At 59.7% G+C, this 24,417-nt stretch carries 26 protein-coding genes; 2 read left to right on the forward strand and 24 right to left on the reverse strand.

Translation table 11 applies throughout. The annotated features are described in order from the left end of the window. Positions 1 to 92 precede the first annotated feature (92 nt). From ccmI to ccmA, 9 genes are all read right to left on the reverse strand, one after another. A complete protein-coding gene (gene ccmI / locus F8N12_RS23955; RefSeq protein ID WP_150582583.1) occupies positions 93 to 1,295 on the reverse strand; it encodes a c-type cytochrome biogenesis protein CcmI in 1,203 nt (400 codons plus the stop codon). Continuing rightward, positions 1,288 to 1,761 (reverse strand): cytochrome c-type biogenesis protein, encoded by a 474-nt coding sequence (locus tag F8N12_RS23960; protein WP_150582584.1) that lies wholly within the window; start codon positions 1,759 to 1,761, stop codon positions 1,288 to 1,290. Before F8N12_RS23960 ends, ccmI begins: the two co-directional genes overlap by 8 nt. Further along, the gene (locus F8N12_RS23965) at positions 1,758 to 2,294 is read right to left on the reverse strand and encodes a DsbE family thiol:disulfide interchange protein (RefSeq protein WP_150582585.1); all 537 of its coding nucleotides are present in this window, start codon (positions 2,292 to 2,294) and stop codon (positions 1,758 to 1,760) included. Before F8N12_RS23965 ends, F8N12_RS23960 begins: the two co-directional genes overlap by 4 nt. Continuing rightward, positions 2,291 to 4,279, reverse strand: coding sequence for a heme lyase CcmF/NrfE family subunit (locus tag F8N12_RS23970; RefSeq protein ID WP_150582586.1), 1,989 nt, complete (start codon positions 4,277 to 4,279; stop codon positions 2,291 to 2,293). Before F8N12_RS23970 ends, F8N12_RS23965 begins: the two co-directional genes overlap by 4 nt. 3 nt (positions 4,280 to 4,282) lie before the next feature. Further along, complete coding sequence (gene ccmE, locus F8N12_RS23975) at positions 4,283 to 4,738, reverse strand: cytochrome c maturation protein CcmE (RefSeq protein ID WP_150582587.1); 456 nt, start codon at positions 4,736 to 4,738, stop codon at positions 4,283 to 4,285. Beyond that, on the reverse strand, positions 4,735 to 4,911 hold the full coding sequence (gene ccmD, locus F8N12_RS23980) for a heme exporter protein CcmD (RefSeq protein WP_150582588.1): 177 nt from the start codon (positions 4,909 to 4,911) through the stop codon (positions 4,735 to 4,737). The genes ccmE and ccmD overlap by 4 nt, the downstream gene beginning before the upstream one ends. Beyond that, entirely contained in the window at positions 4,908 to 5,663 is a 756-nt protein-coding gene (locus tag F8N12_RS23985; RefSeq protein ID WP_150582589.1) for a heme ABC transporter permease, read from the reverse strand. The genes ccmD and F8N12_RS23985 overlap by 4 nt, the downstream gene beginning before the upstream one ends. A gap of 92 nt (positions 5,664 to 5,755) precedes the next feature. Then, positions 5,756 to 6,424 (reverse strand): heme exporter protein CcmB, encoded by a 669-nt coding sequence (gene ccmB, locus F8N12_RS23990; RefSeq protein ID WP_150582590.1) that lies wholly within the window; start codon positions 6,422 to 6,424, stop codon positions 5,756 to 5,758. Beyond that, complete coding sequence (gene ccmA / locus F8N12_RS23995; protein WP_150582591.1) at positions 6,421 to 7,056, reverse strand: cytochrome c biogenesis heme-transporting ATPase CcmA; 636 nt, start codon at positions 7,054 to 7,056, stop codon at positions 6,421 to 6,423. Before ccmA ends, ccmB begins: the two co-directional genes overlap by 4 nt. Before the next feature lie 197 nt (positions 7,057 to 7,253). Here ccmA and F8N12_RS24000 point away from each other — a divergent pair, with 197 nt between their 5' ends. Both F8N12_RS24000 and F8N12_RS24005 read left to right on the forward strand, forming a co-directional pair. Beyond that, positions 7,254 to 8,828 carry a flagellar hook-length control protein FliK gene (locus tag F8N12_RS24000; RefSeq protein WP_150582592.1) on the forward strand — a complete coding sequence of 525 codons (1,575 nt, stop codon included), beginning with the start codon at positions 7,254 to 7,256 and terminating at the stop codon, positions 8,826 to 8,828. Then, on the forward strand, positions 8,825 to 9,154 hold the full coding sequence (locus F8N12_RS24005) for an EscU/YscU/HrcU family type III secretion system export apparatus switch protein (RefSeq protein WP_150582593.1): 330 nt from the start codon (positions 8,825 to 8,827) through the stop codon (positions 9,152 to 9,154). The genes F8N12_RS24000 and F8N12_RS24005 overlap by 4 nt, the downstream gene beginning before the upstream one ends. A gap of 131 nt (positions 9,155 to 9,285) precedes the next feature. On the opposite strand, the gene F8N12_RS24010 is transcribed toward F8N12_RS24005, so the two are convergent. From F8N12_RS24010 to flhA, 15 genes are all read right to left on the reverse strand, one after another. Then, entirely contained in the window at positions 9,286 to 9,540 is a 255-nt protein-coding gene (locus tag F8N12_RS24010) for a hypothetical protein (RefSeq protein ID WP_150582594.1), read from the reverse strand. Between the two features lie 433 nt (positions 9,541 to 9,973). Further along, complete coding sequence (locus tag F8N12_RS24015) at positions 9,974 to 10,366, reverse strand: DUF2802 domain-containing protein (RefSeq protein ID WP_150582595.1); 393 nt, start codon at positions 10,364 to 10,366, stop codon at positions 9,974 to 9,976. Beyond that, positions 10,367 to 10,852, reverse strand: coding sequence for a chemotaxis protein CheW (locus F8N12_RS24020; protein ID WP_007946765.1), 486 nt, complete (start codon positions 10,850 to 10,852; stop codon positions 10,367 to 10,369). A gap of 72 nt (positions 10,853 to 10,924) precedes the next feature. After that, positions 10,925 to 11,821 carry a CheW domain-containing protein gene (locus tag F8N12_RS24025; RefSeq protein ID WP_150582596.1) on the reverse strand — a complete coding sequence of 299 codons (897 nt, stop codon included), beginning with the start codon at positions 11,819 to 11,821 and terminating at the stop codon, positions 10,925 to 10,927. 118 nt (positions 11,822 to 11,939) lie between these two features. After that, positions 11,940 to 12,728 carry a ParA family protein gene (locus tag F8N12_RS24030; RefSeq protein ID WP_150582597.1) on the reverse strand — a complete coding sequence of 263 codons (789 nt, stop codon included), beginning with the start codon at positions 12,726 to 12,728 and terminating at the stop codon, positions 11,940 to 11,942. A gap of 40 nt (positions 12,729 to 12,768) precedes the next feature. After that, positions 12,769 to 13,662, reverse strand: coding sequence for a flagellar motor protein MotD (gene motD, locus F8N12_RS24035; RefSeq protein ID WP_412072161.1), 894 nt, complete (start codon positions 13,660 to 13,662; stop codon positions 12,769 to 12,771). Positions 13,663 to 13,674: 12 nt separating this feature from the next. Next, positions 13,675 to 14,415, reverse strand: a complete 741-nt coding sequence (locus tag F8N12_RS24040; protein ID WP_150582599.1) for a flagellar motor protein — start codon at positions 14,413 to 14,415, stop codon at positions 13,675 to 13,677. Next, positions 14,415 to 15,548 carry a protein-glutamate methylesterase/protein-glutamine glutaminase gene (locus F8N12_RS24045; protein ID WP_150582600.1) on the reverse strand — a complete coding sequence of 378 codons (1,134 nt, stop codon included), beginning with the start codon at positions 15,546 to 15,548 and terminating at the stop codon, positions 14,415 to 14,417. Before F8N12_RS24045 ends, F8N12_RS24040 begins: the two co-directional genes overlap by 1 nt. A 48-nt stretch (positions 15,549 to 15,596) precedes the next feature. Then, entirely contained in the window at positions 15,597 to 17,837 is a 2,241-nt protein-coding gene (locus F8N12_RS24050; protein ID WP_150582601.1) for a chemotaxis protein CheA, read from the reverse strand. A 46-nt stretch (positions 17,838 to 17,883) separates the two neighbouring features. After that, positions 17,884 to 18,672 carry a protein phosphatase CheZ gene (locus F8N12_RS24055; protein WP_150582602.1) on the reverse strand — a complete coding sequence of 263 codons (789 nt, stop codon included), beginning with the start codon at positions 18,670 to 18,672 and terminating at the stop codon, positions 17,884 to 17,886. A 22-nt stretch (positions 18,673 to 18,694) separates the two neighbouring features. Then, the gene (locus F8N12_RS24060; RefSeq protein WP_024012118.1) at positions 18,695 to 19,066 is read right to left on the reverse strand and encodes a chemotaxis response regulator CheY; all 372 of its coding nucleotides are present in this window, start codon (positions 19,064 to 19,066) and stop codon (positions 18,695 to 18,697) included. 166 nt (positions 19,067 to 19,232) lie between these two features. After that, the gene (fliA, locus tag F8N12_RS24065) at positions 19,233 to 19,973 is read right to left on the reverse strand and encodes an RNA polymerase sigma factor FliA (RefSeq protein WP_150582603.1); all 741 of its coding nucleotides are present in this window, start codon (positions 19,971 to 19,973) and stop codon (positions 19,233 to 19,235) included. Then, positions 19,970 to 20,800 carry a flagellar synthesis regulator FleN gene (fleN, locus tag F8N12_RS24070; RefSeq protein ID WP_008001746.1) on the reverse strand — a complete coding sequence of 277 codons (831 nt, stop codon included), beginning with the start codon at positions 20,798 to 20,800 and terminating at the stop codon, positions 19,970 to 19,972. The genes fliA and fleN overlap by 4 nt, the downstream gene beginning before the upstream one ends. Positions 20,801 to 20,916: 116 nt before the next feature. After that, entirely contained in the window at positions 20,917 to 22,242 is a 1,326-nt protein-coding gene (gene flhF / locus F8N12_RS24075; protein ID WP_150582604.1) for a flagellar biosynthesis protein FlhF, read from the reverse strand. 12 nt (positions 22,243 to 22,254) lie between these two features. Then, on the reverse strand, positions 22,255 to 24,384 hold the full coding sequence (flhA, locus tag F8N12_RS24080) for a flagellar biosynthesis protein FlhA (protein WP_150582605.1): 2,130 nt from the start codon (positions 24,382 to 24,384) through the stop codon (positions 22,255 to 22,257). Between the last annotated feature and the right edge of the window lie 33 nt (positions 24,385 to 24,417).

Raw genomic sequence — 24,417 nt, forward strand, 5'->3', positions numbered from 1 at the left:
GGCTCTGGCCGCTGGACCGCACACGCGCTTAACCCCAGGACCATGATACTGAGCAGGGTGATACGAGCGATGGCCGTCATGAAGGCTTCCTGTTATTTGTCCGGGCTGTCGATTGTCAGTTTTTGCGGCGCGGTGGTGCTGCTGGCCAACGGCTGGCTGCGACCGATCCACTCGCCGGCAGTCGGTTGACCGGCGCGGGAGATGCGCGCAACGAGTTGGACTTCAGGGAAGTTGGACAGTTTCAATTGCGGCATCATTGCATCGGCATCACCCAGCTCGACGGTCGCCGGCAGATCGGCCACGGTCAGCCGTTTGGCAGCGAGCGGCGCCGGTGGGCCGGAGGTAGCGCGGGCGAATATGAACACGCTGTCGCCGGGCTGGACCTTGGCCTTGAGCTCGGGAGCGAGGTCGACACTGACTTTGAGCAGCGCCGCAGCCTTGGCCGCCGGCACTTCGGCCACCTTGCTGCCACTGGCGACCAGCTTCTCGCTGGCGCGGGTGATTCCGCCCTGCAGCGCAGCGCGTGAACTATCTTCCGGCGGCAATTGCGCCAGCAGACGGTTCCAGTAATCGATAGCGTCCTGATAACGCTCGCTTTCAAACGCGGCAATGCCCAGCAGACCGAGGCTGGTGACTTCCTTCGGATCGGCTTTCAACGCTTCGTCGGTCAGCGCCTGAACCTTGTCCGACCATTTTTTGCCATCGGCAAAGTACTGCGCCTGCGCCCACTGCCCGAGCAACTCAGGCTGACGCCCTGCAAGTTTCACCGTACGTTCGAAAATCTTCGCCGCATCAGCCGGCCGTTCCTGTGCCATATAGGTCCGACCGAGGAAGTACAGGCCTTCCGCCGAGTCTGGCTGAGCCTCGACCGCGCGCTCCAGGCGACGGGTCATCTCTTCCATCGATTGCGGCGCCTGGGCAAATTCGCGGGTCAGCTCGACCTTGTCGCTGGCACCGAAATGCAGGTAAAGCCCAAGCCCGACTACCGGCACCAGAATCGCCGCCAGCAACGGCCACGGTTTGCCCAGACGCGACACCCGCGGTGCTTCAACGCCCTCGGTATCAGCGAGCAGCTCGCGCGCCGCTTCGGCGCGACCGGTGTCCACTTGCGCGGTATTGAGCACGCCCTCTTCCTGCTGAGTCTGCAGTTCGGCAACGCGCTCCTGATACAGCGCGACGTTGAGGGCAGTGCGATCCTCTTCAAGTTGTGCGCGACGGCCGCGCAGAACCGGAATCAGCAGAAAACTCAGGGCAACCAAAAGCAGCAGACCTGCAGCGAGCCAGAAATCAATCATTCTTGGTTTTATCCAACAGGTGGTCGAGGCGCTCGCGCTCCTCGGCAGAAAGCGAATCCGGGGTGTCGGAGCGTTGCACGCGGCGACGACGGACAATCACGGCAATGAGGACGAACCCACCCAGCAACAACGCGGCGGGGCCGAACCAGAGGAACGCGGTCTTGGCGTTCAGCGCGGGCTTGTAGCGAACGAAATCACCGTAGCGGTCGACCATGAAGTCGATGATCTGCTGATTATCCTTGCCCTCGCCGAGCATGCGAAAAATCTCTCTGCGCAGATCGGTTGCGATAGGCGCATTGGAATCGGCGATGTCCTGGTTCTGGCATTTCGGGCAGCGCAGTTCTTTGGTCAGCTCGCGGAATCGCTCGCGATCACTCTCTTGGGCGAACTCGTACGTATCGATCGCCGCGTGGGCCATGCTGGCCATGCTCAAGCCCAAAACAAAAGCGGCCATCCAGCGCTTCATGGCTTGGCCTCATCGACCAGCGCCTGATATTTGCCGGCGAGTTTCTCACGCCATACCTGCTCGTCGATCACGCCGACAAACTTGTCGCGGATAATGCCCTTGGCATCGATGAAGAAGGTTTCCGGAGCGCCATAGACACCGAGGTTCAAGCCCAGCGTGCCTTCCGCATCGCGAATATCCAGCTGATAAGGGTTATGAAATTCAGCCAGCCACTTCAGCGCATCGGCGTTGACGTCCTTGTAGTTGATGCCATAAATCACTACGCCCTGCTCGGCCAGTTTGTTCAATACCGGATGCTCGACCCGGCAGGAAATGCACCAGGTGCCCCACACATTGACCAGCGCCGGTTTGCCGAGAATATCAGCGCGGGTCAGGATCTTGTCACCTTGCACCGCTGGCAGGGAAAACTCCGGGAACGGCTTGTTGATCATTGCCGAAGGCAACTCGGCTGGATTCAGATACAAACCGCGATACAGGAACACCGCGACCAACAGAAAAATGGCCAGCGGCAACAACATCAACCAGCGCTTCATGCCGTGGCTCCCGTCATGCCCAGTGCTTCACGCACGCGGGTTTTCACTTTGACCCGATAACGCCGATCCATTGCCGCGATCAACCCGCCGAGGCCGGTGAGCAAGCCGCCGAACCAGATCCAGCGCACGAACGGTTTGACATGAACGCGGACGGCCCAGGCGCCGTCGCCCAGAGGCTCACCCAGCGCTACATAGAGGTCACGGGTGAAACCGGCGTCGATCCCGGCTTCGGTCATCACCGAATTCTGCACGGTGTATAGACGCTTTTCCGGGTGCAGCACGCTGATTTCCTTGCCGTCGCGGATCACCCGAACCGTGCCTTTGTCGGACGTGAAGTTCGGGCCTTCGAAATGCTTGGCGCCTTCGAACACAAACTGATAACCGCCCAGGTCCATCGACTCGCCCGGCGCCAGGCGCAGATCGCGCTCGGCACTGTTCTGACTCGATAACACCACGCCGAGCGCGCACACGGCGATGCCGAGGTGAGCGATCTGCATGCCCCAATAACTGCGGGTCAGGGTCGGGAGGCCTTTGATCAGACCTTTATGACGAGTCTTGTCGAAGATATCGCGCACGCCGGCCATCAACACCCAGGCAGCGAGCATGAAGGTTGCAATCACCGCCCAGTTGAAATCGCCGTAAGCGATACCTGCGACTACCGCCAATGCGGCGCTGCCGAGTAGCACCGGCGTCAGCATGTCGACCAGCCATTTGACCGGCGTGTCTTTCCAGCGCACCAGCATGCCGACCGCCATTACCATCATCAGCAACGCCATTAATGGAATGAACAGCGCATTGAAATATGGCGGGCCAACCGAAAGCTTGGCGCCGGTCATCGCATCCAGAATCAGCGGATACAGCGTGCCGAGCAGGATCATCGACGCCGCCACGACCAGCACCAGGTTGTTACCCAACAACAGGGTTTCCCGTGACCAGAGATTAAAACCGACATGGCTTTTCACCACCGGCGCGCGCAGGGCGAACAAGGTGAGCGAACCACCCACCACAAACATCAGGAAGATCAGGATGAACACGCCGCGCTCAGGGTCGGAGGCAAAGGCGTGCACCGAGGTCAGCACGCCGGAACGCACGAGGAACGTCCCGAGCAAACTCAACGAGAACGCAGCGATAGCCAGCAACACGGTCCAGCTTTTGAACACACCGCGTTTTTCAGTCACCGCCAGCGAGTGAATCAGCGCCGTGCCGACCAGCCAAGGCATGAACGAGGCATTTTCCACCGGGTCCCAGAACCACCAGCCGCCCCAGCCGAGTTCGTAATAGGCCCACCACGAACCGAGGGTGATGCCTATGCCGAGAAAGGCCCAGGCGACGATGGTCCATGGACGCGACCAGCGGGCCCACGCTGCATCGAGACGGCCGCCCAACAACGCGGCGATGGCGAATGCGAAGGCTACCGAGAAGCCGACATAACCCATGTAGAGCATCGGCGGGTGCACGATCAGGCCAATGTCCTGCAGCAACGGGTTGAGGTCGCGCCCGTCAGCGGGAATTTGCGGCAGGATCCGCGCAAACGGGTTGGAGGTGAGGATCAGGAACAGCAGGAAACCAGTGCTGATCATGCCCATCACCGCGAGCACCCGGGCCAGCATGACTTGCGGCAACTGGCGGGAGAATACCGAAACTGCAAAAGTCCAACCGCCGAGAATCAACGCCCACAGCAGTAACGAGCCCTCGTGAGCGCCCCACACCGCGCTGAATTTGTAATACCACGGCAACGCGCTGTTGGAGTTGCTCGCCACGTAGTCCACCGAGAAATCGTCGACCATGAAGGCGTAAGTCAGGCATCCAAAGGCGAACAGCAGGAACGCAAACTGCCCCCAGGCGGCAGGCTGCGCGAGGCTCATCCACAAACGATCGCCACGCCAGGCCCCAAGCAACGGCACCACGGCCTGAACCAGCGCGAAACACAGCGCCAGAATCATCGCCAGATGGCCCAGTTCGGGAATGAACAGTGCAGAACTCATCGGTTAGCCCTCTTTCACTGGAGTAGGTGCTGACATGCCGCTGTCCTTCAGGGCTTTGGTGACTTCCGGCGGCATGTATTTCTCATCATGCTTGGCCAGCACTTCGTCAGCCACAACCACGCCGTCCGCGTTGAGTTTGCCGAGGGCGACGATGCCCTGCCCTTCGCGGAACAGATCGGGAAGGATGCCGCGATAGCTGATGGTCACGGATTTATTGAAGTCGGTAACGATGAATTTCACGTCCAGCGAATCACCGGACCGTTGCAGCGAACCCGCCTCGACCATGCCACCGGCGCGAATCCGGGTGTCTTGCGGCGCTTCGCCATTGGCGATCTGGGTCGGTGTGTAAAACAGATTGATGTTCTGCTGCAGGGCACTCAGGGCCAGGCCGACAGCCGCGCCGACGCCGACGAGGATTGCCAGAATGATGATCAGACGCTTTTTGCGCAGCGGATTCACTTGCCGTTCTCCCGGCGCAGACGACGCGCCTCTTGTTGCAGATACCGCTTGCGGGCCAGGATTGGCGCCGCGACGTTGATAGCCAGCACCGCCAGGCAAATGCCATAGGCGGACCAGACATACAGGCCGTGATGGCCCATGGCGAGAAACTCGCCGAATGAAGCAAAACTCATCGCGAGGCCTCCAGGCTGCTCTGCACTTGCGCTTTCACCCAACTGGCGCGGGCTTCGCGCTTGAGTACCTCAAGACGCATGCGCAGCAACAGCACGGTGCCGAAGAAACAGTAAAAACCCAGAACTGTCAGCAGCAGCGGCAGCCACATCTCGGCGGGCATGGCCGGTTTTTCGGTGAGAGTGAAGGTCGCGCCCTGGTGCAGGGTGTTCCACCACTCCACCGAGTATTTGATGATCGGAATGTTGATCACGCCGACAATCGCCAGCACTGCGCAGGCCTTGGCGGCGCTGTCCCGATTGCTGATGGCGTTACCCAGCGCAATCAGGCCGAAGTACAGAAACAGCAGAATCAGCATCGACGTGAGCCGCGCATCCCAGACCCACCACGAGCCCCAGGTCGGCTTGCCCCAGATGGCGCCGGTGACCAGCGCCACGGCGGTCATCCAGGCACCGACGGGCGCCGCGCATTGCAGGGCGACGTCGGCCAGTTTCATCTTCCACACCAGCCCGACCACGCCGCACACTGCCAGCATCACATAGATGGATTGCGCGAGCATTGCGGCGGGGACGTGAATGTAGATGATCCGAAAGCTGTTGCCCTGCTGGTAATCCGGCGGCGCGAACGCCAGGCCCCAGACCATGCCAATGCCGATCAGCAGCAACGCCGCGACGCTCAGCCATGGCAGCATTTTGCCGCTGATGCCATAAAACCATTTGGGTGAGCCGAGCTTGTGAAACCAGGTCCAGTTCATTGCTGTTTCCATCACGGTTGCCGCTCGTTGTCACGAGCAGTCGAGGGTCTGCTTTCTTGACGAACTGGTCAAGAATTGCCCAGACCTTATTATTATTCGCCGACGCTGATCTTCAGGCCAGCCGCTATGGCAAAGGGTGTCAGGGTTATCGCCAGGGCGGTCAGGCTGCCAAGCCACAGGAGATAACCGGTCGCCGGCATTCCCTGCAGAGCCGCCTGCAAGGCACCACTGCCAAGAATCAACACCGGGATGTACAAAGGCAGAATCAGCAGCGCCAGCAACAGGCCACCGCGCTTCAAACCGACGGTCAGGGCCGCGCCCACCGCACCGAGCAGGCTCAGCACCGGTGTACCCAGCAATAACGAAAGCAGCAACACTGGCAGACAGGCGGCAGGCAACCCGAGCATCAACGCCAGCAACGGTGCCAGCAGCACCAGGGCCAGACCGGAGAAAGCCCAGTGTGCCAGTACCTTGGCCAAAACCAGAAGAGGCAGGGGGTGCGACGAAAGGACCCACTGTTCGAGGGAACCGTCCTCGAAATCACTGCGGAAAAGCCCGTCCAGTGAGAGCAGAACCGATAAAAGGGCCGCCACCCAGACCAGTCCCGGAGACAAGGTTTGCAACAATTGAGACTCGGGACCGACCGCCAACGGGAACAGCGCAACCACGATGGCAAAGAAAACCAGCGGATTGGCCAGTTCGGCAGGACGGCGGAACAGCAGACGCGCCTCGCGGGCGACCAACAGGCCGAAAACACTCATACGGCCCAGTTCCCCAAATCGATATCGCGATAGCCGGTCGGCATCCGGGTCAGCGTGTGATGGGTGGTCAACACGACCATGCCACCGCGCTCGCAGTGCGCCGCCAGATGTTCCTCGAGTTGCGCCACGCCCTGCTTGTCGAGCGCGGTGAATGGCTCGTCGAGAATCCACAGCGGCGGGCTGTCCAGATACAAGCGGGCCAGCGCCACGCGACGTTGCTGCCCGGCGGACAGCGTGTGACAGGGCACATCCTCGAAACCGCGCAGGCCCACCGCAGCAAGCGCCTGCCAGATCGCCTCGTGGGACGCCGGTTGATGCAGCGCGCAAAGCCAGCTGAGGTTTTCTTCTGGTGTCAGCAAGTCCTTGATGCCGGCGGCATGGCCGATCCACAACAGATCGCGCGCCAGTTCACTGCGCTGTTCGTGCAGCGGCTGGCCGTTGAGCAGCACCTGGCCGGCGGTCGGTTGCATCAGGCCCGACAACAAGCGCAACAGGCTGGTTTTGCCACTGCCGTTGGGACCGCTGATCTGCAGCATTTCACCGCAGGCCAGTCGCAGTTCGAGATTTTCGAAGAGCAGCCGAAGGTCTCGCTCACAAGCGAGTGCAACGGTTTGCAGGACTGGGCTGGTCAAGAGATCACGGGCCTTTACGGTTCAAGTCGGCAAGGGTGCGGCCGCTAAAGAGATGCAGGATAAATGCATTGGCGACCCGTTCCAGAGAGCTGCGTCAAACAAATGCAATGTTTTTAGCGCCCCGATAACAACGGGGCGGCATTATACATGCCATGCCCTACTCTAAAGAGGGCAATTTCTTCAGGTTGTGACCGCGTATGACAGGCGAAATGAACATCCTCCCGCTGCCGCCGACCTCGCCCGCGAACGCGCGGCCGCAGGTCGTCAGTGGCGAGTTACTGAAGTTGCTGGCGCCGATGGAAGGTCTGATCGCTGCCGGCCAGAGCGCCAAGGCGGAAGTGCTGTCGTTGAAGCAGGCGGACCAGACCTTCCAATTGTTGCTCAAGGTCACGCTGGACAGTGGCCGCCAGACCACCGTGCAAGCGATGAGCACCCAGCCGCTGGCTCAGGGTACCAACCTGGCGATCACCCAGCCATCGGCAGGGAATCTGGCTGTGACGGTGCAACAGGCGATTGCCTCCGGTGTGGCCACCCTCACCCGCCTCGACACCGCACAGTTGCCGGTTGGCACGCTGTTGCAAGGCACAGTGCTGACTTCCCAGGTGTTGCCGCAGGTGCCGGGCCAGCCGACCGTGTTTCGCTCGCTGGTGAGCCTTTTGAACACCGCGCAAGCCGGCAGCACGATGAACATCGACAGCCCGACGCCCTTGCGCATCGGCACCTTACTCAGCGCACTGGTGCAGGATGCGCACACCTTGAAATTCGTTCCGTTGGCCAACCGTCAGGAACAACTCGCGGTGACTCAGCAACTGGTCAGCCAGCAAAGCCGCCAGGGCTCGCTGGACGGACTGCTCAAACTCCTGCAAAACCTGCCGGCATCCGAGCAAACCCCGCGCGATCTGCGTGCAGCGGTGGAGAGACTGCTTGCCGGTCTGCCTGATGTGCAACAACTGAGCACACCCAAAGGTCTGGCCCAGGCGCTGGCCAACAGCGGGCAGTTTCTGGAAGCCAAGCTGCTGGCCGGACAGAACCCGTCACTGGCCCCCGACATGAAAGGCGATCTGCTGAAGCTCATCGCGCAACTAACCCCGGGCTTGCCCGCCAATACTCATCTGAACGCGATCATCGCTGCCAATACGCTGGCGCAAGCCATGCCGAGTTTCGTCCGCAGCGCATTGGGCATGCTCGGCCAGGTCAGCGCCAAGCCGCAGCCGGGCAGCTTTCCGTTGCCAGAGCGCATGCTGCAAAGTACGGAAGGCGAAGGTGATCTTGAACACTTGCTACGTCTGGCTGCGGCGGCGGTTTCACGCTTGCAAACCCATCAATTGTCGAGCCTTGAGCAAACCGGCGTGACGGATGATGGCCGGCTGATGAGCACCTGGCAGCTGGAAATCCCGATGCGCAACCTGCAAGACATCGTGCCGCTTCAGGTGAAGTTTCAGCGCGAAGAAGCGCCCGAAAAGGAGCAGCCCAACGAGCGCCGTGACGAACGCGAGCCCAAACAGCAACTGTGGCGCGTCGAGCTGGCGTTCGACATCGAACCGCTGGGGCCGATGCAGATTCAAGCGCAGTTGATCAGTGGCAATCTGTCCAGCCAGCTGTGGGCCGAAAGGCCGTACACGGCGAGTCTGATCGAAAGCAACCTTGGCGGACTACGCGAAAAGCTGCTCGCCTCGGGCCTCAATGTCGGCGATCTCGATTGCCACCTCGGCACTCCGCCGCAAGGCGCACACACCCGTCTGGAACAACGCTGGGTCGACGAAACCGCATGAATACCTCCGATACTCCCCGTCAGGCCATCGCCCTCAAATACGACGGAACCCACGCGCCGACGCTCACGGCGAAAGGTGACGAAGCACTGGCAGAAGAAATCCTCAGGATCGCTCGCGAATGTGAAGTACCGATTTATGAAAATGCCGAACTGGTTAAGCTATTAGCGAGAATGGAACTGGGTGATAGTATTCCTGAGGAGCTATATCGCACGATTGCAGAGATCATTGCCTTCGCGTGGAATTTGAAGGGCAAGTTTCCGGAAGGCAGTGATCCGAATGCGCCTATGGTCGAGAAGGATATGACCGAGCGTGGGGATGATTATTGAAACATAAATTTTTGCGCTTTAATAAAGCTCCGTCCCAAGCAATTAGCAGTCAGTATACAATGAGTGAAAACTGCTAGGCTTGGGAGCGGTTTTTTTGACAAATACAGCATTAACCGCATCGATGGTTAGTATCATTCAAGCTCAACTTCCTCGGCCACCAAACCATTCCAGCCGGGAAACCTGAGGAAACGGACCCGCTTGCCAACGAGTGGCGTCGCCTCAAACCATCCTTCAAAGCTTCTGTGATTAAACTTGTATTTACGCCCCCCGTCATCGTCCTCAATCTCACCTTTTATGAAACTCGTAGGCCAGTCCCAACTACCCCACGGATCTGTCAACTCTGCCCACACAATTACGCCAGTAGACTGATTCGGCTTGCTATCCATATCAATTCCTCCTAAGAATACATACAAACATAATGTTTGAGAAACTTCGAACCTCGAAGAAAAACAACGATAAGGGTTAACACTTTTGAGCTCAACTATCAGATCTGACGGTATTAACCCGCTAAGACGTTACGCACAATTAGATGTCAGCTATAAAAAATAGATCCAGGCATTAATGTAACGCAGCATTGCGCAATGGGTCGTTCACGCTGCGTCTTATGGCAAGGATTCGCAGGGGTACGATCCAAATGATGCGCCAATGGGCGAGAAGGATGTGATCGAGCGTGGGGACGATTGTTGAGGTTTGAAAATGCCTTCGCGAGTCAGCCCGTTCCTACATTTGATCTTTAGCGAACACGGGTTTTGTAATCGGCCGAGATCAGATGTGGGAGCGGGCCTGCTCGCGAAAGCGGCTGCGGGCCGATCGTAGCAATCAGTTCTTGTGCATCTTGCGCATCAACTCGGCCTCGGCCTGGGTCAGGCCGCAGGACGCCGTCAATTCGTCAACGCTCGCGCCCATGCCCACCAATCGCGCCGCTTGGGCAAACGACAGGCTCGACGGGTCTCGCTGTTCGAGCTGCGCCAGTTTGTCTGGCAACGGGCCGACGATTGCGCGCAGCTCGTGCAGGCTTTCGCCCATGCGCACGTTGCCGCTCTGATAATCGTCGACGCGCTTGGCCAGGTCCTTGATGCGCTGATCACGCAGCGCATCGCCCTCGGCCTGTTGCGCGGCAATCTGTCGTTGCGCGCGAATGTACGCCAGAAACATTGCCAGCGTGCCCGCCCAAAACAGGAACAGGACAACTACCGCTACCTCAAGAATCAATCAGATGTTCTCCAGATCCGACCATTCTTCTTCGCTCATCATCTTGTCCAGCTCGACGAGGATCAGCAGTTCGTTGTTCTTGTTGCACACGCCTTGAATGAACTTGGCGGATTCTTCGTTGCCGACGTTCGGCGCCGTCTCGATTTCCGACTGACGCAGGTAAACCACTTCGGCGACGCTGTCGACCATGATCCCGACTACTTGCTTGTCGGCTTCGATGATGACGATGCGCGTGTTGTCACTGATCTCGGCGTTCATCAGGCCGAAGCGCTGACGGGTGTCGATCACGGTGACCACGTTACCGCGCAAGTTGATGATGCCCAGCACGTAGCTTGGTGCACCCGGAACCGGAGCGATTTCGGTGTAACGCAACACTTCCTGAACGCGCATCACGTTGATGCCGTAGGTTTCGTTGTCGAGCTTGAAGGTCACCCATTGCAGGATCGGATCTTCGGAGCCCTTTGCCGCTGTTGCCTTGTCATTCATACCTTGCCCCTCGAAAAACCGCGCTGGCGGTGTGTGTTCCGTGCGCAGGCAGTAACTGCCCGCGCCTGTTTGTCAGGTTGATTTGAGCGTTGGCTTGCTGCCGCCCATGTGTTTTGCACCGCCGCTGGCAATGAGCTCGGCCAGTTCTGAGACGTCGAGCAAAGCACACATGTGTTCGATCACTGTGCCAGCCAGCCACGGTCGCTGACCGCGATGGCTGCGCCATTTGATTTCGTTGGGGTCCAGGCGCAATGAGCGGCTGACTTGATGCACGGCCAACCCCCACTCGTAGCCCTGAACCGAAATAACGTATTGCAGACCCTGGCGGAAATCATCGCGGTAGCGGTCGGGCATTACCCAACGCGCGGTGTCCAGCACTTTGAGGTTGCCAGCCTGACTCGGCAGGATCCCCAGGAACCAGTCCGGCTGACCGAACAGCGGCGTCAGCTCGTGGCCGGCCAGGGAATAAATCGAGCCCAGGCACACCAGCGGGACGGCGAGCGTCAATCCGGCGACATCGAACAACAGGCATTCGAAAGGTTCGGCGGCCCAGGCGGGTCGGCCGTTGCTCGCGACCGGTGGCGGCGTGTTGCTCGGTGGCAGGTGCACTTCGACAACCGGCGGCACCAAGGCATGCAACAGCGGCGCGAGGGTCGAGACGGATGCCAGCACTGGTGCCGGCGCCTCCTCGAGGACGACCGGTGCTTTGGCGACGCAGACCAGCACTGGCGCTACAACAGGCGCGGAATCTCCTGCAGACTGGTGTGCATCGCGGGCCTGCTCTTCGAGCACGGCGGCCTGGAATTCATCCAGCGCGCCCTCCTCCTCGACCACCTCGACTTCGACCGGCCCGGGCGCAGCTTCGATTTGCGGCGCCACCCACTCTTCAGTGGCGTCCATCAACAAGTTGTCCAGATAAGACTGGAGCGCCAATTGCGGACGCGAAGTGATCTTCACCGGCTTGTTCATGCGCAAGCCCCCACTGTAGGAGCTGCCGCAGGCTGCGATCTTTCAGCAATCTCGAAAACGTCGCAAACCAGGATCAACAGATCGCAGCCTGCGGCAGCTTCTACAGATAATGAATTCATCAAGCCACCTGCGGAACAAGTTGTGCCGTCAGCATGTGCTTGAGCAGCGCACGATACGCCAGCACACCACGGCTCTTGCCGTCGAACTGCGAAGGCGTCACGCCGGCACGGCTGGCATCGCGCAGACGCGTATCCACGGGAATGTAGCCTTGCCAGATTTCTTCGGGGTATTTATCGCGAAGCACCCGCAAGGTGCCCAGCGATGCCTGAGTGCGGCGGTCGAACAAGGTCGGCACGATGCTGAACGGCAGCGCGACTTTGCGTGAACGGTTGATCATCGCCAAGGTGTTGACCATGCGCTCCAGACCTTTGACCGCCAGGTGTTCGGTCTGCACCGGAATCACCAATTGCTGGCTGGCCGCCAAGGCATTGACCATCAGCAGGCCGAGCAACGGCGGGCTGTCGATCACCGCGTAATCGAAGTCCTGCCACAGCTGCGCCAGACTCTTGGCAATCACCAGGCCCAGGCCACTTTGGCCTGGCGACTGACGTTCCAGGGTGGCGAGCGCGGTGCTCGACGGCAATAGGGAAATACTCGCGTGACTGGTCGGCATCAGCAGCTGCCCCGGCAAGCCAGCCGGCACGTTGCCCTTGTGCAGGAACAGGTCATAGCTGCTGTGTTCGAGGGTGTCGGGGTCATAACCGAAGTAACTGGTCATCGAGCCGTGCGGGTCAAGATCGACCACGACCACGCGCTTGCCCGCCTCGGCCAGTAAACCGGCCAGAGCGATGGATGAAGTGGTTTTACCAACACCACCCTTTTGATTGGCGACTGCCCAGACTCTCATTCGGATTGTTCCACCCGGTCGGGTCGACCGGGAAAATGGCTCAGCGTGTTAATGCGGGCGACGGAGAATTGACGGCGCTCTCTCGTCCCGGCGACTTGACCGGGGTAGGTGCAGTTTGTGTGCCAGCCCGCTTCAATGCGGCGTCCGGCTTCGCATGAGCGGTACCGGTGCCGGTAAGACTGCGACGGACGTCCAGATTGCGCGACACCACCAGCACCACGCGCCGATTGCGCGCGCGGCCTTCGACAGTGGCATTGTTGGCTACCGGTTGAAACTCACCGTAACCGACCGACGCCAATCGACCGGGGTTAACCCCTTGCATGGCCAGCATGCGCACAATGCTCGAGGAACGGGCCGAGGACAGTTCCCAGTTGGTCGGGTATTGCGCGGTGCGGATCGGTTGATCGTCGGTGAAACCTTCGACGTGGATCGGGTTATCGAACGGTTTCAGGATCGCGGCCACCTTGTCGATAATGTTGAATGCCATGTCGCTGGGCATGGCATCGCCGCTGCCGAACAACAGGCTGGAATTGAGTTCGATCTCGACCCACAGCTCGTTGCCGCGAACAGTCATCTGATTGGACTTGATCAGGTCACCAAACGCGGCACTGATGTCATCGGCAATGCTTTTCAGCGGGTCGCTCGCGCCGGAAATGCCGGCGTCAATTTCATCGCTGTCCTTGATCAGGGGTTTGGCCGGAGTTACGGACAACGGACGTTCGTCGCCGATCGGAATTGGCTTGAGCGCCCGATCGGCGTCGTTGAACACGCCGACCAGGGCTTGCGAAATGACTTTGTACTTGCCTTCGTTGATCGAAGAAATCGAGTACATCACCACAAAAAAGGCGAACAGCAACGTGATGAAGTCGGCGTAGGAAACGAGCCAGCGTTCATGGTTTACATGTTCTTCACGATGCCTGCGTCGAGCCACGATTCACGTCCTCCATCAATCCATGAAGCCCTGAAGCTTCAATTCGATAGAGCGAGGGTTTTCACCTTCGGCGATCGACAAAATGCCTTCGAGCAACATTTCGCGGTAACGCGACTGGCGCAAGGCAACCGACTTGAGCTTGGCGGCAATCGGCAGCAACACCAGGTTGGCGCTGGCCACGCCATAGATCGTGGCGACGAAGGCTACGGCAATGCCACTGCCCAGTTGCGATGGATCGGCCAGATTGCCCATGACGTGGATCAGGCCCATCACCGCACCGATGATGCCAATGGTCGGCGCATAGCCGCCCATGCTTTCGAAAAATTTCGCGGCTTCGATGTCGCGGCTTTCCTGGGTGTAGAAATCCACTTCCAGAATGCTGCGAATCGCTTCCGGCTCGGCGCCATCAACCAGCAGTTGCAGGCCTTTGCGCGAGTAACTGTCGGGCTCGGCGTCAGCCACACTTTCCAGCCCCAGCAGACCTTCCTTGCGTGCAGTGAGGCTCCAGTTGACGACGCGATCGACGCCACCGGCCAGGTCGACGCGAGGCGGAAACAGAATCCAGCCGACAATCTGCATCGCCCGCTTGAAGGCGCTCATCGGCGCTTGCAGCAGGGCCGCGCCGAGGGTGCCGCCGATCACGATCAACGCTGCCGGGCCGTTAGCCAATGCGCCGAGGTGACCGCCTTCGAGGTAGTTGCCGCCGATGATGGCGACGAACGCCATGATGATCCCGATCAGGCTGAGTACATCCATCAGATACACGCCTCGACCAGGTGCCGGCCGATATCGTCAAGACCATACACCGCGTCGGCGAGGTCGGCTTTGACGATGGCCATTGGCATGCCGTAAATCACGCAGCTCGCTTCATCCTGAGCCCAGATTGCGCTACCGCTCTGCTTGAGCAGACGCGCGCCTTCGCGACCGTCAGCGCCCATGCCGGTCAACACCACCGCCAGAACTTTGTCACCGTAGGATTTCGCGGCTGAACCGAAGGTGATGTCCACGCACGGCTTGTAATTGAGGCGCTCGTCGCCCGGCAGAATCTTCACCGCACCACGGCCGTCAATCATCATTTGTTTGCCACCCGGCGCCAGCAGCGCCAGCCCGGGACGCAGGATGTCACCGTCCTCGGCTTCCTTGACGCTGATGCGGCACAGCTTGTCCAGGCGTTCGGCAAAAGCCTTGGTGAACGCGGCGGGCATGTGCTGAACCAACACGATCGGTGCCGGGAAGTTGGCCGGCAACTGAGTCAACACCCGCTGCAGTGCCACCGGGCCACCGGTGGACGTGCCGATGGCGACCAGTTTGTAAGCTTTGCGCTTGGGCGCCGGTGATGCCGGACTGGCCGCAGGCGCACGGGTCGGCATAGTCGCAGGCGCCGGACGTGCCGGTGCCGTGCTCGTGTAACTGCTGCTGACACCTGCAGGAGCCGGCGGCGCAACTGGCGCAGGCATCGGGGCTGGTGCGCTGTAAGAGCTGACACGACGATTGCTGCGCGAAATGCTCAGAATCTTCTCGCACAGCATCTGCTTGACCTTGTCCGGGTTACGCGAAATGTCTTCGAAATTTTTCGGCAGGAAATCCACCGCGCCGGCGTCCAGCGCATCAAGCGTCACCCGGGCGCCTTCGTGGGTCAGCGAGGAAAACATCAGGACCGGCGTCGGGCAGCGCTGCATGATGTGACGCACGGCTGTAATGCCATCCATCATCGGCATCTCATAGTCCATGGTGATCACGTCCGGCTTGAGGGCCAGCGCCTGATCGATTGCTTCTTTACCGTTGGTGGCGGTGCCGACGATCTGGATGTTTGCATCCGCTGAAAGAATCTCCGAAACGCGGCGGCGAAAAAACCCCGAATCGTCCACCACCAGGACTTTGACTGCCATAAAAACTCCGTTAGGCGGGGCGAGGCTGATCGCCCCGCGCCCCCAGAATCAAATACGCCGTGCGGCGTAACGCTTGAGCATGCTCGGCACATCGAGAATCAGCGCAATGCGGCCGTCACCGGTGATGGTGGCGCCGGACATGCCCGGGGTTCCCTGGAGCATTTTGCCCAATGGCTTGATGACCACTTCTTCCTGGCCCACCAATTGATCGACGACAAAGCCGATCCGCTGGGTGCCCACCGAGAGGATCACCACATGGCCTTCGCGCTGTTCTTCGTGAGCCGCGGAGCTGACCAGCCAGCGCTTGAGGTAAAACAGCGGCAGCGCCTTGTCGCGCACGATCACCACTTCCTGACCGTCGACCACGTTGGTGCGCGACAGATCGAGGTGGAAGATTTCGTTGACGTTGACCAGCGGGAACGCGAACGCCTGATTGCCCAGCATGACCATCAGCGTCGGCATGATCGCCAGGGTCAGCGGGACCTTGATGACGATCTTCGAGCCCTTGCCCTTGGTCGAGTAGATATTGATGGTGCCGTTGAGCTGGGCGATCTTGGTTTTCACCACGTCCATGCCCACGCCACGACCGGACACGTCGGAGATTTCAGTCTTGGTCGAGAAGCCCGGCGCGAAGATCAGGTTGAAGCAGTCCGACTCGCTTAGACGGTCTGCCGCGTCCTTGTCCATCAGGCCTTTCTTCACGGCAATGCCGCGCAGGACATCAGCGTCCATGCCTTTGCCGTCATCGGAGATGGACAGCAAAATATGGTCGCCTTCCTGTTCAGCGGAGAGGATCACCTTGCCGCTACGGGGCTTGCCCATCGCCTCGCGTTCGGCCGGCTCTTCAATACCGTGGTCGACCGAGTTGCGCACCAAGTGAACCAGCGGATCGGCCAGGGCCTCGACGAGATTCTTGTCGAGGTCGGTCTCTTCGCCGACCAACTCCAGGTTGATCTCTTTCTTGAGCTGGCGTGCCAGGTCGCGAACCAGACGCGGGAAGCGCCCGAAGACTTTCTTGATCGGTTGCATCCGCGTCTTCATGACCGCGGTTTGCAAATCAGCGGTGACCACGTCGAGGTTCGACACCGCCTTGGACATGGCCTCGTCGGCGCTGTTGGCACCCAGACGAACCAGGCGATTACGCACCAGCACCAGTTCGCCAACCATGTTCATGATTTCGTCGAGGCGTGCAGTGTCGACCCGTACCGTGGTTTCCGCTTCACTCGGCGGCTTGTCCGGTGTTGGCGCGGCCGGAGCACGGGCCGGCGCTGGAGCAGCAGCCTTCGGTGCTTCAGCTTTCGCCGCGGGCGCCTTGGCGACAGGCGCCGCGGCTTTGGCGACAGGCGCGGCTACTGTGGAAGCTGCCGATCCGGTGCCGACTTCGGTGAACTTGCCTTTACCGTGCAGTTCGTCCAGCAGCGATTCGAACTCGTGATCGGAGATCAGATCTCCGCCCGCCGCTGCCGCCTTGGGAGCAGCCGGGATCGGTACCGAGGCAATCGCCGATTCCAGCGCGTCAACGGCGAAATTGCCCTTGCCGTGCAACTGGTCGAGCAGTGCTTCGAATTCGTCGTCGGTAATGTCGGAACTGTCGCCCGCGGCTTTTGGCGCGGCCGGTGCAGCGGGTGCGGCAGGCGCAGTGACCGCATCGATGGCGAACTGACCTTTGCCATGCAACTGATCCAGCAACGATTCAAATTCGTCGTCGGTGATTTCGTCACTCGCCGCGCTACCGCTAGGAGCAGGAGCAGGAGCAACTGCGGGCGCCTCGGCCTGGGCCTTGACGGCATTCAGTGAGTCCAGCAGTTGTTCGAATTCGTTATCGGTAATGTCGCCCGAATCGCTTTCGGCGACCGGTTCTGCAGCCACCTCAGCAGCAGGAGCCACTTCATCGGCGCTCTGCGGTTCGGCCAGACGTGCCAGCGCCGCCAGCAATTCAGGGGTCGCAGCCGTGACCGGGCTGCGTTCGCGGACTTCGGTAAACATCGCGTTTACTGCGTCCAGTGCTTCGAGAACCACGTCCATCAGCTCCGAGTCGACGCGACGCTCACCCTTGCGCAGGATGTCGAAGACGTTCTCGGCGATGTGACAGCACTCCACCAACTCATTGAGCTGGAGGAAGCCGGCGCCTCCTTTTACAGTGTGAAAACCGCGAAAAATTGCATTGAGCAGATCCGCATCATCCGGTCGGCTTTCCAGCTCGACCAGCTGTTCGGACAGCTGCTCTAGAATCTCGCCGGCCTCAACCAGGAAATCCTGAAGGATCTCTTCATCGGCGCCGAAGCTCATTAAGGGGGTGCTCCTACAGGTCTAAAAACCTAAAAAACCTAAAATTCTAAAATCCCAGGCTGGATAGCAAATCGTCCACATCGTCCTGACCGGACACAACGTCTTCTCTTTTATCGGCATGAATCTGCGGACCTTCACCCTGAGAGAGATGTTTTTGCGGATCTTTTTCTTTAAGCATCGCATCACGGTCATGTTCGATGCCCGCGAAGCGGTCCACCTGGCTGGCCATGAGCACGAGTTTGAGCAGATTGCTTTCAACTTCGGTGACCAACTGGGTCACCCGTTTGATCACCTGGCCGGTAAGGTCCTGATAATCCTGAGCAAGCAGAATGTCGTTGAGGTTGCTCAACACCACGCGATTGTCGGCGCTGCTGCGTGTCAGGAAACCGTCGACTCGCCGGGCCAGCTCACGGAACTCTTCAGCGCCGACTTCGCGACGCATGAACCGCCCCCAATCCGTGCTCAACGCCTGCGCTTCTTCGCTCAGGCCGTTTACCAGTGGCGTGGCGTTTTCAACCAGATCCATGGTGCGGTTGGCGGCGGCCTCGGTCAGCTTGACCACATACCCCAGACGCTCGGTGGCGTCGGTTATCTGGGACACTTCCTCGGCTTGCGGCATGTGCGGGTCAATCTGGAAATTGACGATCGCGCTGTGCAGCTCGCGTGTGAGTTTGCCCACTTCCTGGTACAGGCCGCGGTCACGGGTCTGGTTGAGCTCATGGATCAGTTGCACCGCGTCGCCGAACCTGCCTTTTTCAAGGCTTTCGACCAGCTCGACCGCGTGTTTTTTCAGGGTCGATTCAAAATCGCCCTGTGAAGATTCGTTGTTGTCCATAGCTCCCCCGTGGCGCCGTTACTCAGCCAATGCGTTCGAAAATCTTCTCGATCTTGTCTTTCAACGCCTGGGCCGTGAAGGGCTTGACCACATAGCCGTTTACACCGGCCTGGGCCGCTTCGATGATCTGCTCGCGCTTGGCTTCAGCGGTCACCATCAGCACCGGCAGGTGCTTGAGCTTTTCATCGGCGCGCACGTGGCGCAGCAGGTCGATGCCGGTCATGCCGGGCATGTTCCAGTCCGTCACCAGAAAGTCGATGCTGCCACTGTTGAGAACCGGAATGGCAGTGGTGCCATCATCAGCCTCGACCGTGTTGGTGAACCCAAGGTCACGCAACAGGTTTTTTATGATCCGCCGCATCGTTGAGAAGTCATCAACGATGAGGATTTTCATGTTCTTGTCCAATTCGACCTCCAAGCAGTCTTAAACGCGTCCAGCACCTGGGCGCGCCACTTCAATCAATCCGGCTAACACTCGATGACTGTCTGGAGCACAACAGATCGCGACCGGCGCGGTTCAACACCACACCAGCCACGTTCGCAGTGTCCCCACACTGCCTTCAGCGCGCTCGCCACTCCCCCAAACGCCCCCGCAAACGGGCCGCGCACTGGCTGTGTAACTGGCTGACCCGGGATTCGCTGACCCCCAGGACCTCGCCGATTTCCTTGAGATTCAGCTCTTCGTCGTAGTACAACGCCAATACCAGCCGCTCACGCTCCGGCAGGTTGGCAATAGCGTCCGCCAGCGCCGCCTGGAAGCGTTCATCTTCCAGATCGCGTGACGGCTCCATGTGTGCACTCGCGCCGTCCTCGTGCAGCCCTTCGTGTTCGCCGTCCTGCAACAGGTCGTCGAAACTGAATAAACGGCTACCCAGGGTATCGTTCAAAATCCCGTAGTAATCGTCGAGACTCAATTGGAGTTCGGCCGCAACTTCATGATCTTTAGCGTCACGACCGGTTTTAGCTTCAATCGAGCGTATTGCGTCGCTGACCATGCGCGTATTGCGGTGGACCGAGCGAGGTGCCCAATCGCCCTTGCGCACTTCATCGAGCATCGCGCCGCGGATTCGAATGCCCGCGTACGTTTCGAAACTAGCGCCTTTGCTGGCGTCGTATTTGGTCGACACTTCGAGCAGGCCGATCATCCCGGCCTGAATCAAGTCTTCAACCTGGACGCTGGCCGGCAGACGCGCCAGCAAGTGATAGGCAATGCGCTTGACCAGTGGCGCGTAACGCTCGATCAATTCGTATTGCGCATCACGTGCCGACTTCTTGTAAAGGTTGTAACCGGTAGCTGTCATAGCACGGGTCCTGCGGTCTGTTGCACGAGGCGCTCGACGAAAAATTCCAGATGCCCGCGCGGGTTGGCGGGCAACGGCCAGGTATCGACCTTTTGTGCGATCGCCTTGAAGGCCAGCGAGCATTTGGAGCGCGGGAACGCTTCGTAAACGGCGCGCTGTTTTTGCACCGCCTTGCGCACGCTTTCGTCATACGGCACCGCACCGACGTACTGCAAAGCGACGTCGAGAAAGCGGTCTGTGACCTTGGTCAGCTTGGCGAACAGATTGCGCCCTTCCTGCGGGCTCTGGGCCATGTTGGCCAGGACGCGGAAGCGGTTCATGCCGTAATCGCGATTAAGCAGCTTGATCAGCGCGTAGGCGTCCGTGATCGAGGTCGGCTCATCGCACACCACCAGCAACACTTCTTGCGCGGCGCGAACGAAACTGACTACCGAGTCACCGATACCCGCAGCGGTGTCGATGACCAGCACGTCGAGATTGTCGCCGATATCGCTGAATGCCTGGATCAGGCCGGCATGTTGGGCCGGGCTCAGATGAACCATGCTCTGGGTGCCGGACGCGGCCGGAACGATGCGAATTCCGCCGGGCCCCTGCAACAGCACGTCGCGCAGTTCACAGCGGCCTTCGATCACGTCGGCCAGAGTACGTTTGGGTGTCAGTCCCAACAGAACGTCAACGTTCGCCAGCCCCAGATCGGCGTCCAGCAGCATGACGCGCCGGCCGAGCTCAGCTAGAGCCAGGGACAAGTTCACTGACACGTTAGTCTTGCCGACGCCACCTTTGCCGCCGGTCACCGCGATCACCTGTACGGGATGCATGCTGCCCATGTTATTTCATTACCTTGTCTTGCATAGACGGAGGCCACATTACTGGCTGCGCGTTCACCAACGGAACAATGCATGGCAGACCATCGATGTAGGTACAAAAACTGTTCATTATCACCTCAGCCTACCCGCTTGGTCGGACTGTGGTAGAGGTCAGCGAACATGTCAGCCATGGCTTCTTCGCTGGGTTCTTCCTGCATTTGCACACTGACGGCACGACTGACCAGTTGATGACGGCGCGGCAGATGCAAATCATCCGGAATCCGCGGTCCGTCGGTCAGATAAGCCACCGGCAATTCATGACTGATCGCCAGGCTTAACACCTCGCCAAGGCTCGCCGTCTCATCCAGTTTAGTCAGAATGCAGCCAGAGAGGCCGCACCGCTTGTAACTGTGATAGGCGGCGGTTAGAACCTGTTTCTGGCTGGTGGTTGCCAGAACCAGATAATTTTTTGATTTGATGCCACGACCGGCCAGGCTTTCGAGTTGCATACGCAGTGCCGGATCGCTCGCTTGCAGGCCGGCGGTGTCGATCAGCACCACGCGTTTGCGCAGCAGCGGCTCCAGCGCCTGCACCAGCGACTGGCCCGGGTCAACGTGGGTGACCGAGACATTGAGAATCCGCCCCAGTGTCTTCAATTGTTCCTGGGCACCAATGCGATAGCTGTCCATGCTCACCAGCGCGATGCTCTGCGCGCCGTACTTAAGCACGTAACGGGCCGCAAGCTTGGCCAGCGTGGTGGTCTTGCCCATGCCGGCAGGGCCGACCATGGCAATCACACCGCCCTCTTCCAGCGGCTCGACGTCCGGGGTGGCAATCATTCGCGCCAGGTGCGCCAGGAGCATACGCCAGGCCTGACGGGGCTCTTCAATTCCGCTGATAAGTTCGAGCAGGTCGCGCGACAAAGGGCCGGACAGACCGATGCGTTGCAAACGACGCCACAGATTGGCCTGGGCCGGACGACTGCCCTGCAGCTGATTCCAGGCCAGAGAACCGAGTTGTACTTCCATCAGCTCCCGCAGACTGTTGAGCTCGAAACGCATCGATTCGAATGCCCGTGGATCAACGCCGGTCGCGGCGGCAGGGGTCGGCGCAGGGCGACGCGGCTCGGCCAGGGTCGGCTCGACCAGTGGCTCGGCGGCCGTCAACGGCAGGCCGGCAAACAATTGGCGATTGGAAGTCTTGTCGCTCTCGCCTTCGCCTCGCAGGCTCAATTCGGCCTGGGCGGTGACGATCCGCGACTGGGTCTTGCGCAGCTCGTCCTCGAGTTCCATATTCGGAACACGCGGTGCCAGCGCCGACAGGGTGTAATCGAGGGCGGCCGTCAGCTCGACACCACCGGCAATCCGGCGGTTGCCAATAATGGCCGCATCAGCGCCCAGCTCATCACGAACCAGTTTCATGGCCTGACGCATATCGGCGGCGAAAAAACGCTTTACTTGCATAAACCACTACCCTCAGCCGTTGGGCCCTACTGTCGCAACGATGGTCACTTGCTTGTTGTCAGGAATTTCCTGATAAGCCAACACGTGCAAACCCGGGACTGCCAGTCGGCCAAATCGCGACAACATGGCGCGAACCGGACCGGCTACCAGCAGAATCACCGGTTGACCTTGCATTTCCTGACGCTGCGCCGCTTCGATCAACGAACGCTGCAGCTTCTCAGCCATGCTTGGCTCCAGCAGAACGCCCTCTTCCGAGCCTTGTCCCGCCTTCTGAAGACTATTGAGCAATATCTGTTCCAACCTTGGCTCGAGCGTGATAACTGGCAGCTCGGACTCAGTACCTACAATGCTTTGGACGATTGCACGGGATACGCCGACCCGCACGGCCGCCACCAGCGCGGCAGTATCTTGACTCTTGGCAGCATTGTTAGCGATGGCTTCGGCGATGCTGCGGATATCACGCACAGGCACCTGCTCAGCCAGCAGTGCCTGCAGGACTTTGAGCAACTGCGACAAAGACACCACGCCAGGCACCAGCTCTTCAGCCAGTTTAGGCGAGCTTTTGCCCAGCAATTGCATTAGCTGCTGCACTTCTTCGTGGCCGATCAGTTCACTGGAATGCTTGTACAAAATCTGGTTCAAGTGAGTTGCTACTACAGTACTGGCATCGACCACCGTGTAGCCAAGCGATTGCGCCTGCGCGCGCTGGCTGATTTCGATCCAGACCGCTTCCAGACCAAAAGCCGGATCTTTGGCGGTGATGCCGTTGAGCGAGCCGTAGACCTGACCGGGGTTGATCGCCAGTTCACGATCCGGGTAAATCTCTGCTTCGGCGAGAATCACGCCCATCAACGTCAGACGGTATGCACTCGGTGCCAGGTCGAGGTTGTCGCGGATGTGCACGGTCGGCATCAAGAATCCGAGGTCTTGGGACAGCTTCTTGCGCACGCCCTTGATCCGCGCCAGCAACTGCCCACCCTGATTGCGGTCAACCAGTGGAATCAGGCGATAGCCCACTTCCAGACCGATCATGTCGATCGGCGTCACGTCGTCCCAGCCGAGCTCCTTGGTTTCCTGCGCACGGGCCGGAGAAGGCAGCAGTTCCTGCTGACGCTTGACCTCTTGCAGCGCCTGCACCTTGACCACGTTCTGCTTTTTCCAGAACAGGTACGCGCCGCCCGCTGCGACAGCCGCCATGCTCAGGAAGGAAAAGTGCGGCATGCCGGGTACGATACCCATCACCGCCATGATGGCTGCTGCCACGGCCAGCGCTTTAGGCGAGGAGAACATCTGACGATTGATCTGCTTGCCCATGTCTTCCGAACCGGACGCGCGGGTCACCATGATGGCGGCGGCGGTGGACAACAGCAGTGATGGCAATTGCGCCACCAAACCGTCACCGATGGTCAGCAACGCGTACACCTTGCCGGCGTCGCCGAACGTCATGCCGTGCTGGAAGATACCGACAGCCATGCCGCCAATCAGGTTGATGAACAGAATCAGCAGGCCGGCGATGGCATCACCGCGGACGAATTTGCTGGCACCGTCCATGGACCCGTAGAACTCGGCTTCCTGCGCAACTTCCGTGCGACGCAGTTTTGCCTGGTTCTGATCGATCAGGCCAGCGTTAAGATCGGCGTCGATCGCCATTTGTTTGCCGGGCATTGCATCGAGGGTGAAGCGCGCGCTCACCTCGGAAATCCGACCGGCACCTTTGGTCACAACGACGAAGTTGATGATCATCAAAATCGCGAAGACCACGATACCGACCACGTAGTTACCGCCGATGACCACTTCACCGAATGCCTGAATCACCTTGCCGGCAGACGCATGCCCGTCCTGGCCATGGAGCATGACCACGCGCGTCGAGGCGACGTTCAATGCCAGCCGCAACAACGTGGCGACCAGCAGGATGGTCGGGAACACCGCAAAATCCAGCGGCCGCAAGGCGTAGACGCAGACCAGCAGAACAACGATCGACAAAGCAATGTTGAACGTGAAAAACACGTCCAGCAGGAACGGCGGGATGGGCAGCATCATCATTGCCAGCATGACCAGCAGCAACAACGGCACACCCAGATTGCCTCGACTCAAGTCGGCAACGTTCGTGCGAGCAGTGTTGAATAACTGAGAGCGATCCACCGGTTTTCCCCGTTCCTTTAAAGCAAACTTTTG

This window comes from Pseudomonas fluorescens (genome assembly GCF_902497625.1).
Lineage (GTDB): Bacteria > Pseudomonadota > Gammaproteobacteria > Pseudomonadales > Pseudomonadaceae > Aquipseudomonas > Aquipseudomonas fluorescens_BQ.

Bases quoted from the DNA above. Each gene is read 5' to 3' on its own strand.
- ccmI (WP_150582583.1), bottom strand. From the start codon at position 1,295: ATGATTGATTTCTGGCTCGCTGCAGGTCTGCTGCTTTTGGTTGCCCTG.
- F8N12_RS23960 (WP_150582584.1), bottom strand. From the start codon at position 1,761: ATGAAGCGCTGGATGGCCGCTTTTGTTTTGGGCTTGAGCATGGCCAGC.
- F8N12_RS23965 (WP_150582585.1), bottom strand. From the start codon at position 2,294: ATGAAGCGCTGGTTGATGTTGTTGCCGCTGGCCATTTTTCTGTTGGTC.
- F8N12_RS23970 (WP_150582586.1), bottom strand. From the start codon at position 4,279: ATGAGTTCTGCACTGTTCATTCCCGAACTGGGCCATCTGGCGATGATT.
- ccmD (WP_150582588.1), bottom strand. From the start codon at position 4,911: ATGAGTTTTGCTTCATTCGGCGAGTTTCTCGCCATGGGCCATCACGGC.
- F8N12_RS23985 (WP_150582589.1), bottom strand. From the start codon at position 5,663: ATGAACTGGACCTGGTTTCACAAGCTCGGCTCACCCAAATGGTTTTAT.
- ccmB (WP_150582590.1), bottom strand. From the start codon at position 6,424: ATGAGTGTTTTCGGCCTGTTGGTCGCCCGCGAGGCGCGTCTGCTGTTC.
- F8N12_RS24000 (WP_150582592.1), top strand. From the start codon at position 7,254: ATGACAGGCGAAATGAACATCCTCCCGCTGCCGCCGACCTCGCCCGCG.
- F8N12_RS24005 (WP_150582593.1), top strand. From the start codon at position 8,825: ATGAATACCTCCGATACTCCCCGTCAGGCCATCGCCCTCAAATACGAC.
- F8N12_RS24010 (WP_150582594.1), bottom strand. From the start codon at position 9,540: ATGGATAGCAAGCCGAATCAGTCTACTGGCGTAATTGTGTGGGCAGAG.
- F8N12_RS24020 (WP_007946765.1), bottom strand. From the start codon at position 10,852: ATGAATGACAAGGCAACAGCGGCAAAGGGCTCCGAAGATCCGATCCTG.
- F8N12_RS24025 (WP_150582596.1), bottom strand. From the start codon at position 11,821: ATGAACAAGCCGGTGAAGATCACTTCGCGTCCGCAATTGGCGCTCCAG.
- F8N12_RS24030 (WP_150582597.1), bottom strand. From the start codon at position 12,728: ATGAGAGTCTGGGCAGTCGCCAATCAAAAGGGTGGTGTTGGTAAAACC.
- F8N12_RS24040 (WP_150582599.1), bottom strand. From the start codon at position 14,415: ATGGATGTACTCAGCCTGATCGGGATCATCATGGCGTTCGTCGCCATC.
- F8N12_RS24045 (WP_150582600.1), bottom strand. From the start codon at position 15,548: ATGGCAGTCAAAGTCCTGGTGGTGGACGATTCGGGGTTTTTTCGCCGC.
- F8N12_RS24050 (WP_150582601.1), bottom strand. From the start codon at position 17,837: ATGAGCTTCGGCGCCGATGAAGAGATCCTTCAGGATTTCCTGGTTGAG.
- F8N12_RS24055 (WP_150582602.1), bottom strand. From the start codon at position 18,672: ATGGACAACAACGAATCTTCACAGGGCGATTTTGAATCGACCCTGAAA.
- F8N12_RS24060 (WP_024012118.1), bottom strand. From the start codon at position 19,066: ATGAAAATCCTCATCGTTGATGACTTCTCAACGATGCGGCGGATCATA.
- fliA (WP_150582603.1), bottom strand. From the start codon at position 19,973: ATGACAGCTACCGGTTACAACCTTTACAAGAAGTCGGCACGTGATGCG.
- fleN (WP_008001746.1), bottom strand. From the start codon at position 20,800: ATGGGCAGCATGCATCCCGTACAGGTGATCGCGGTGACCGGCGGCAAA.
- flhF (WP_150582604.1), bottom strand. From the start codon at position 22,242: ATGCAAGTAAAGCGTTTTTTCGCCGCCGATATGCGTCAGGCCATGAAA.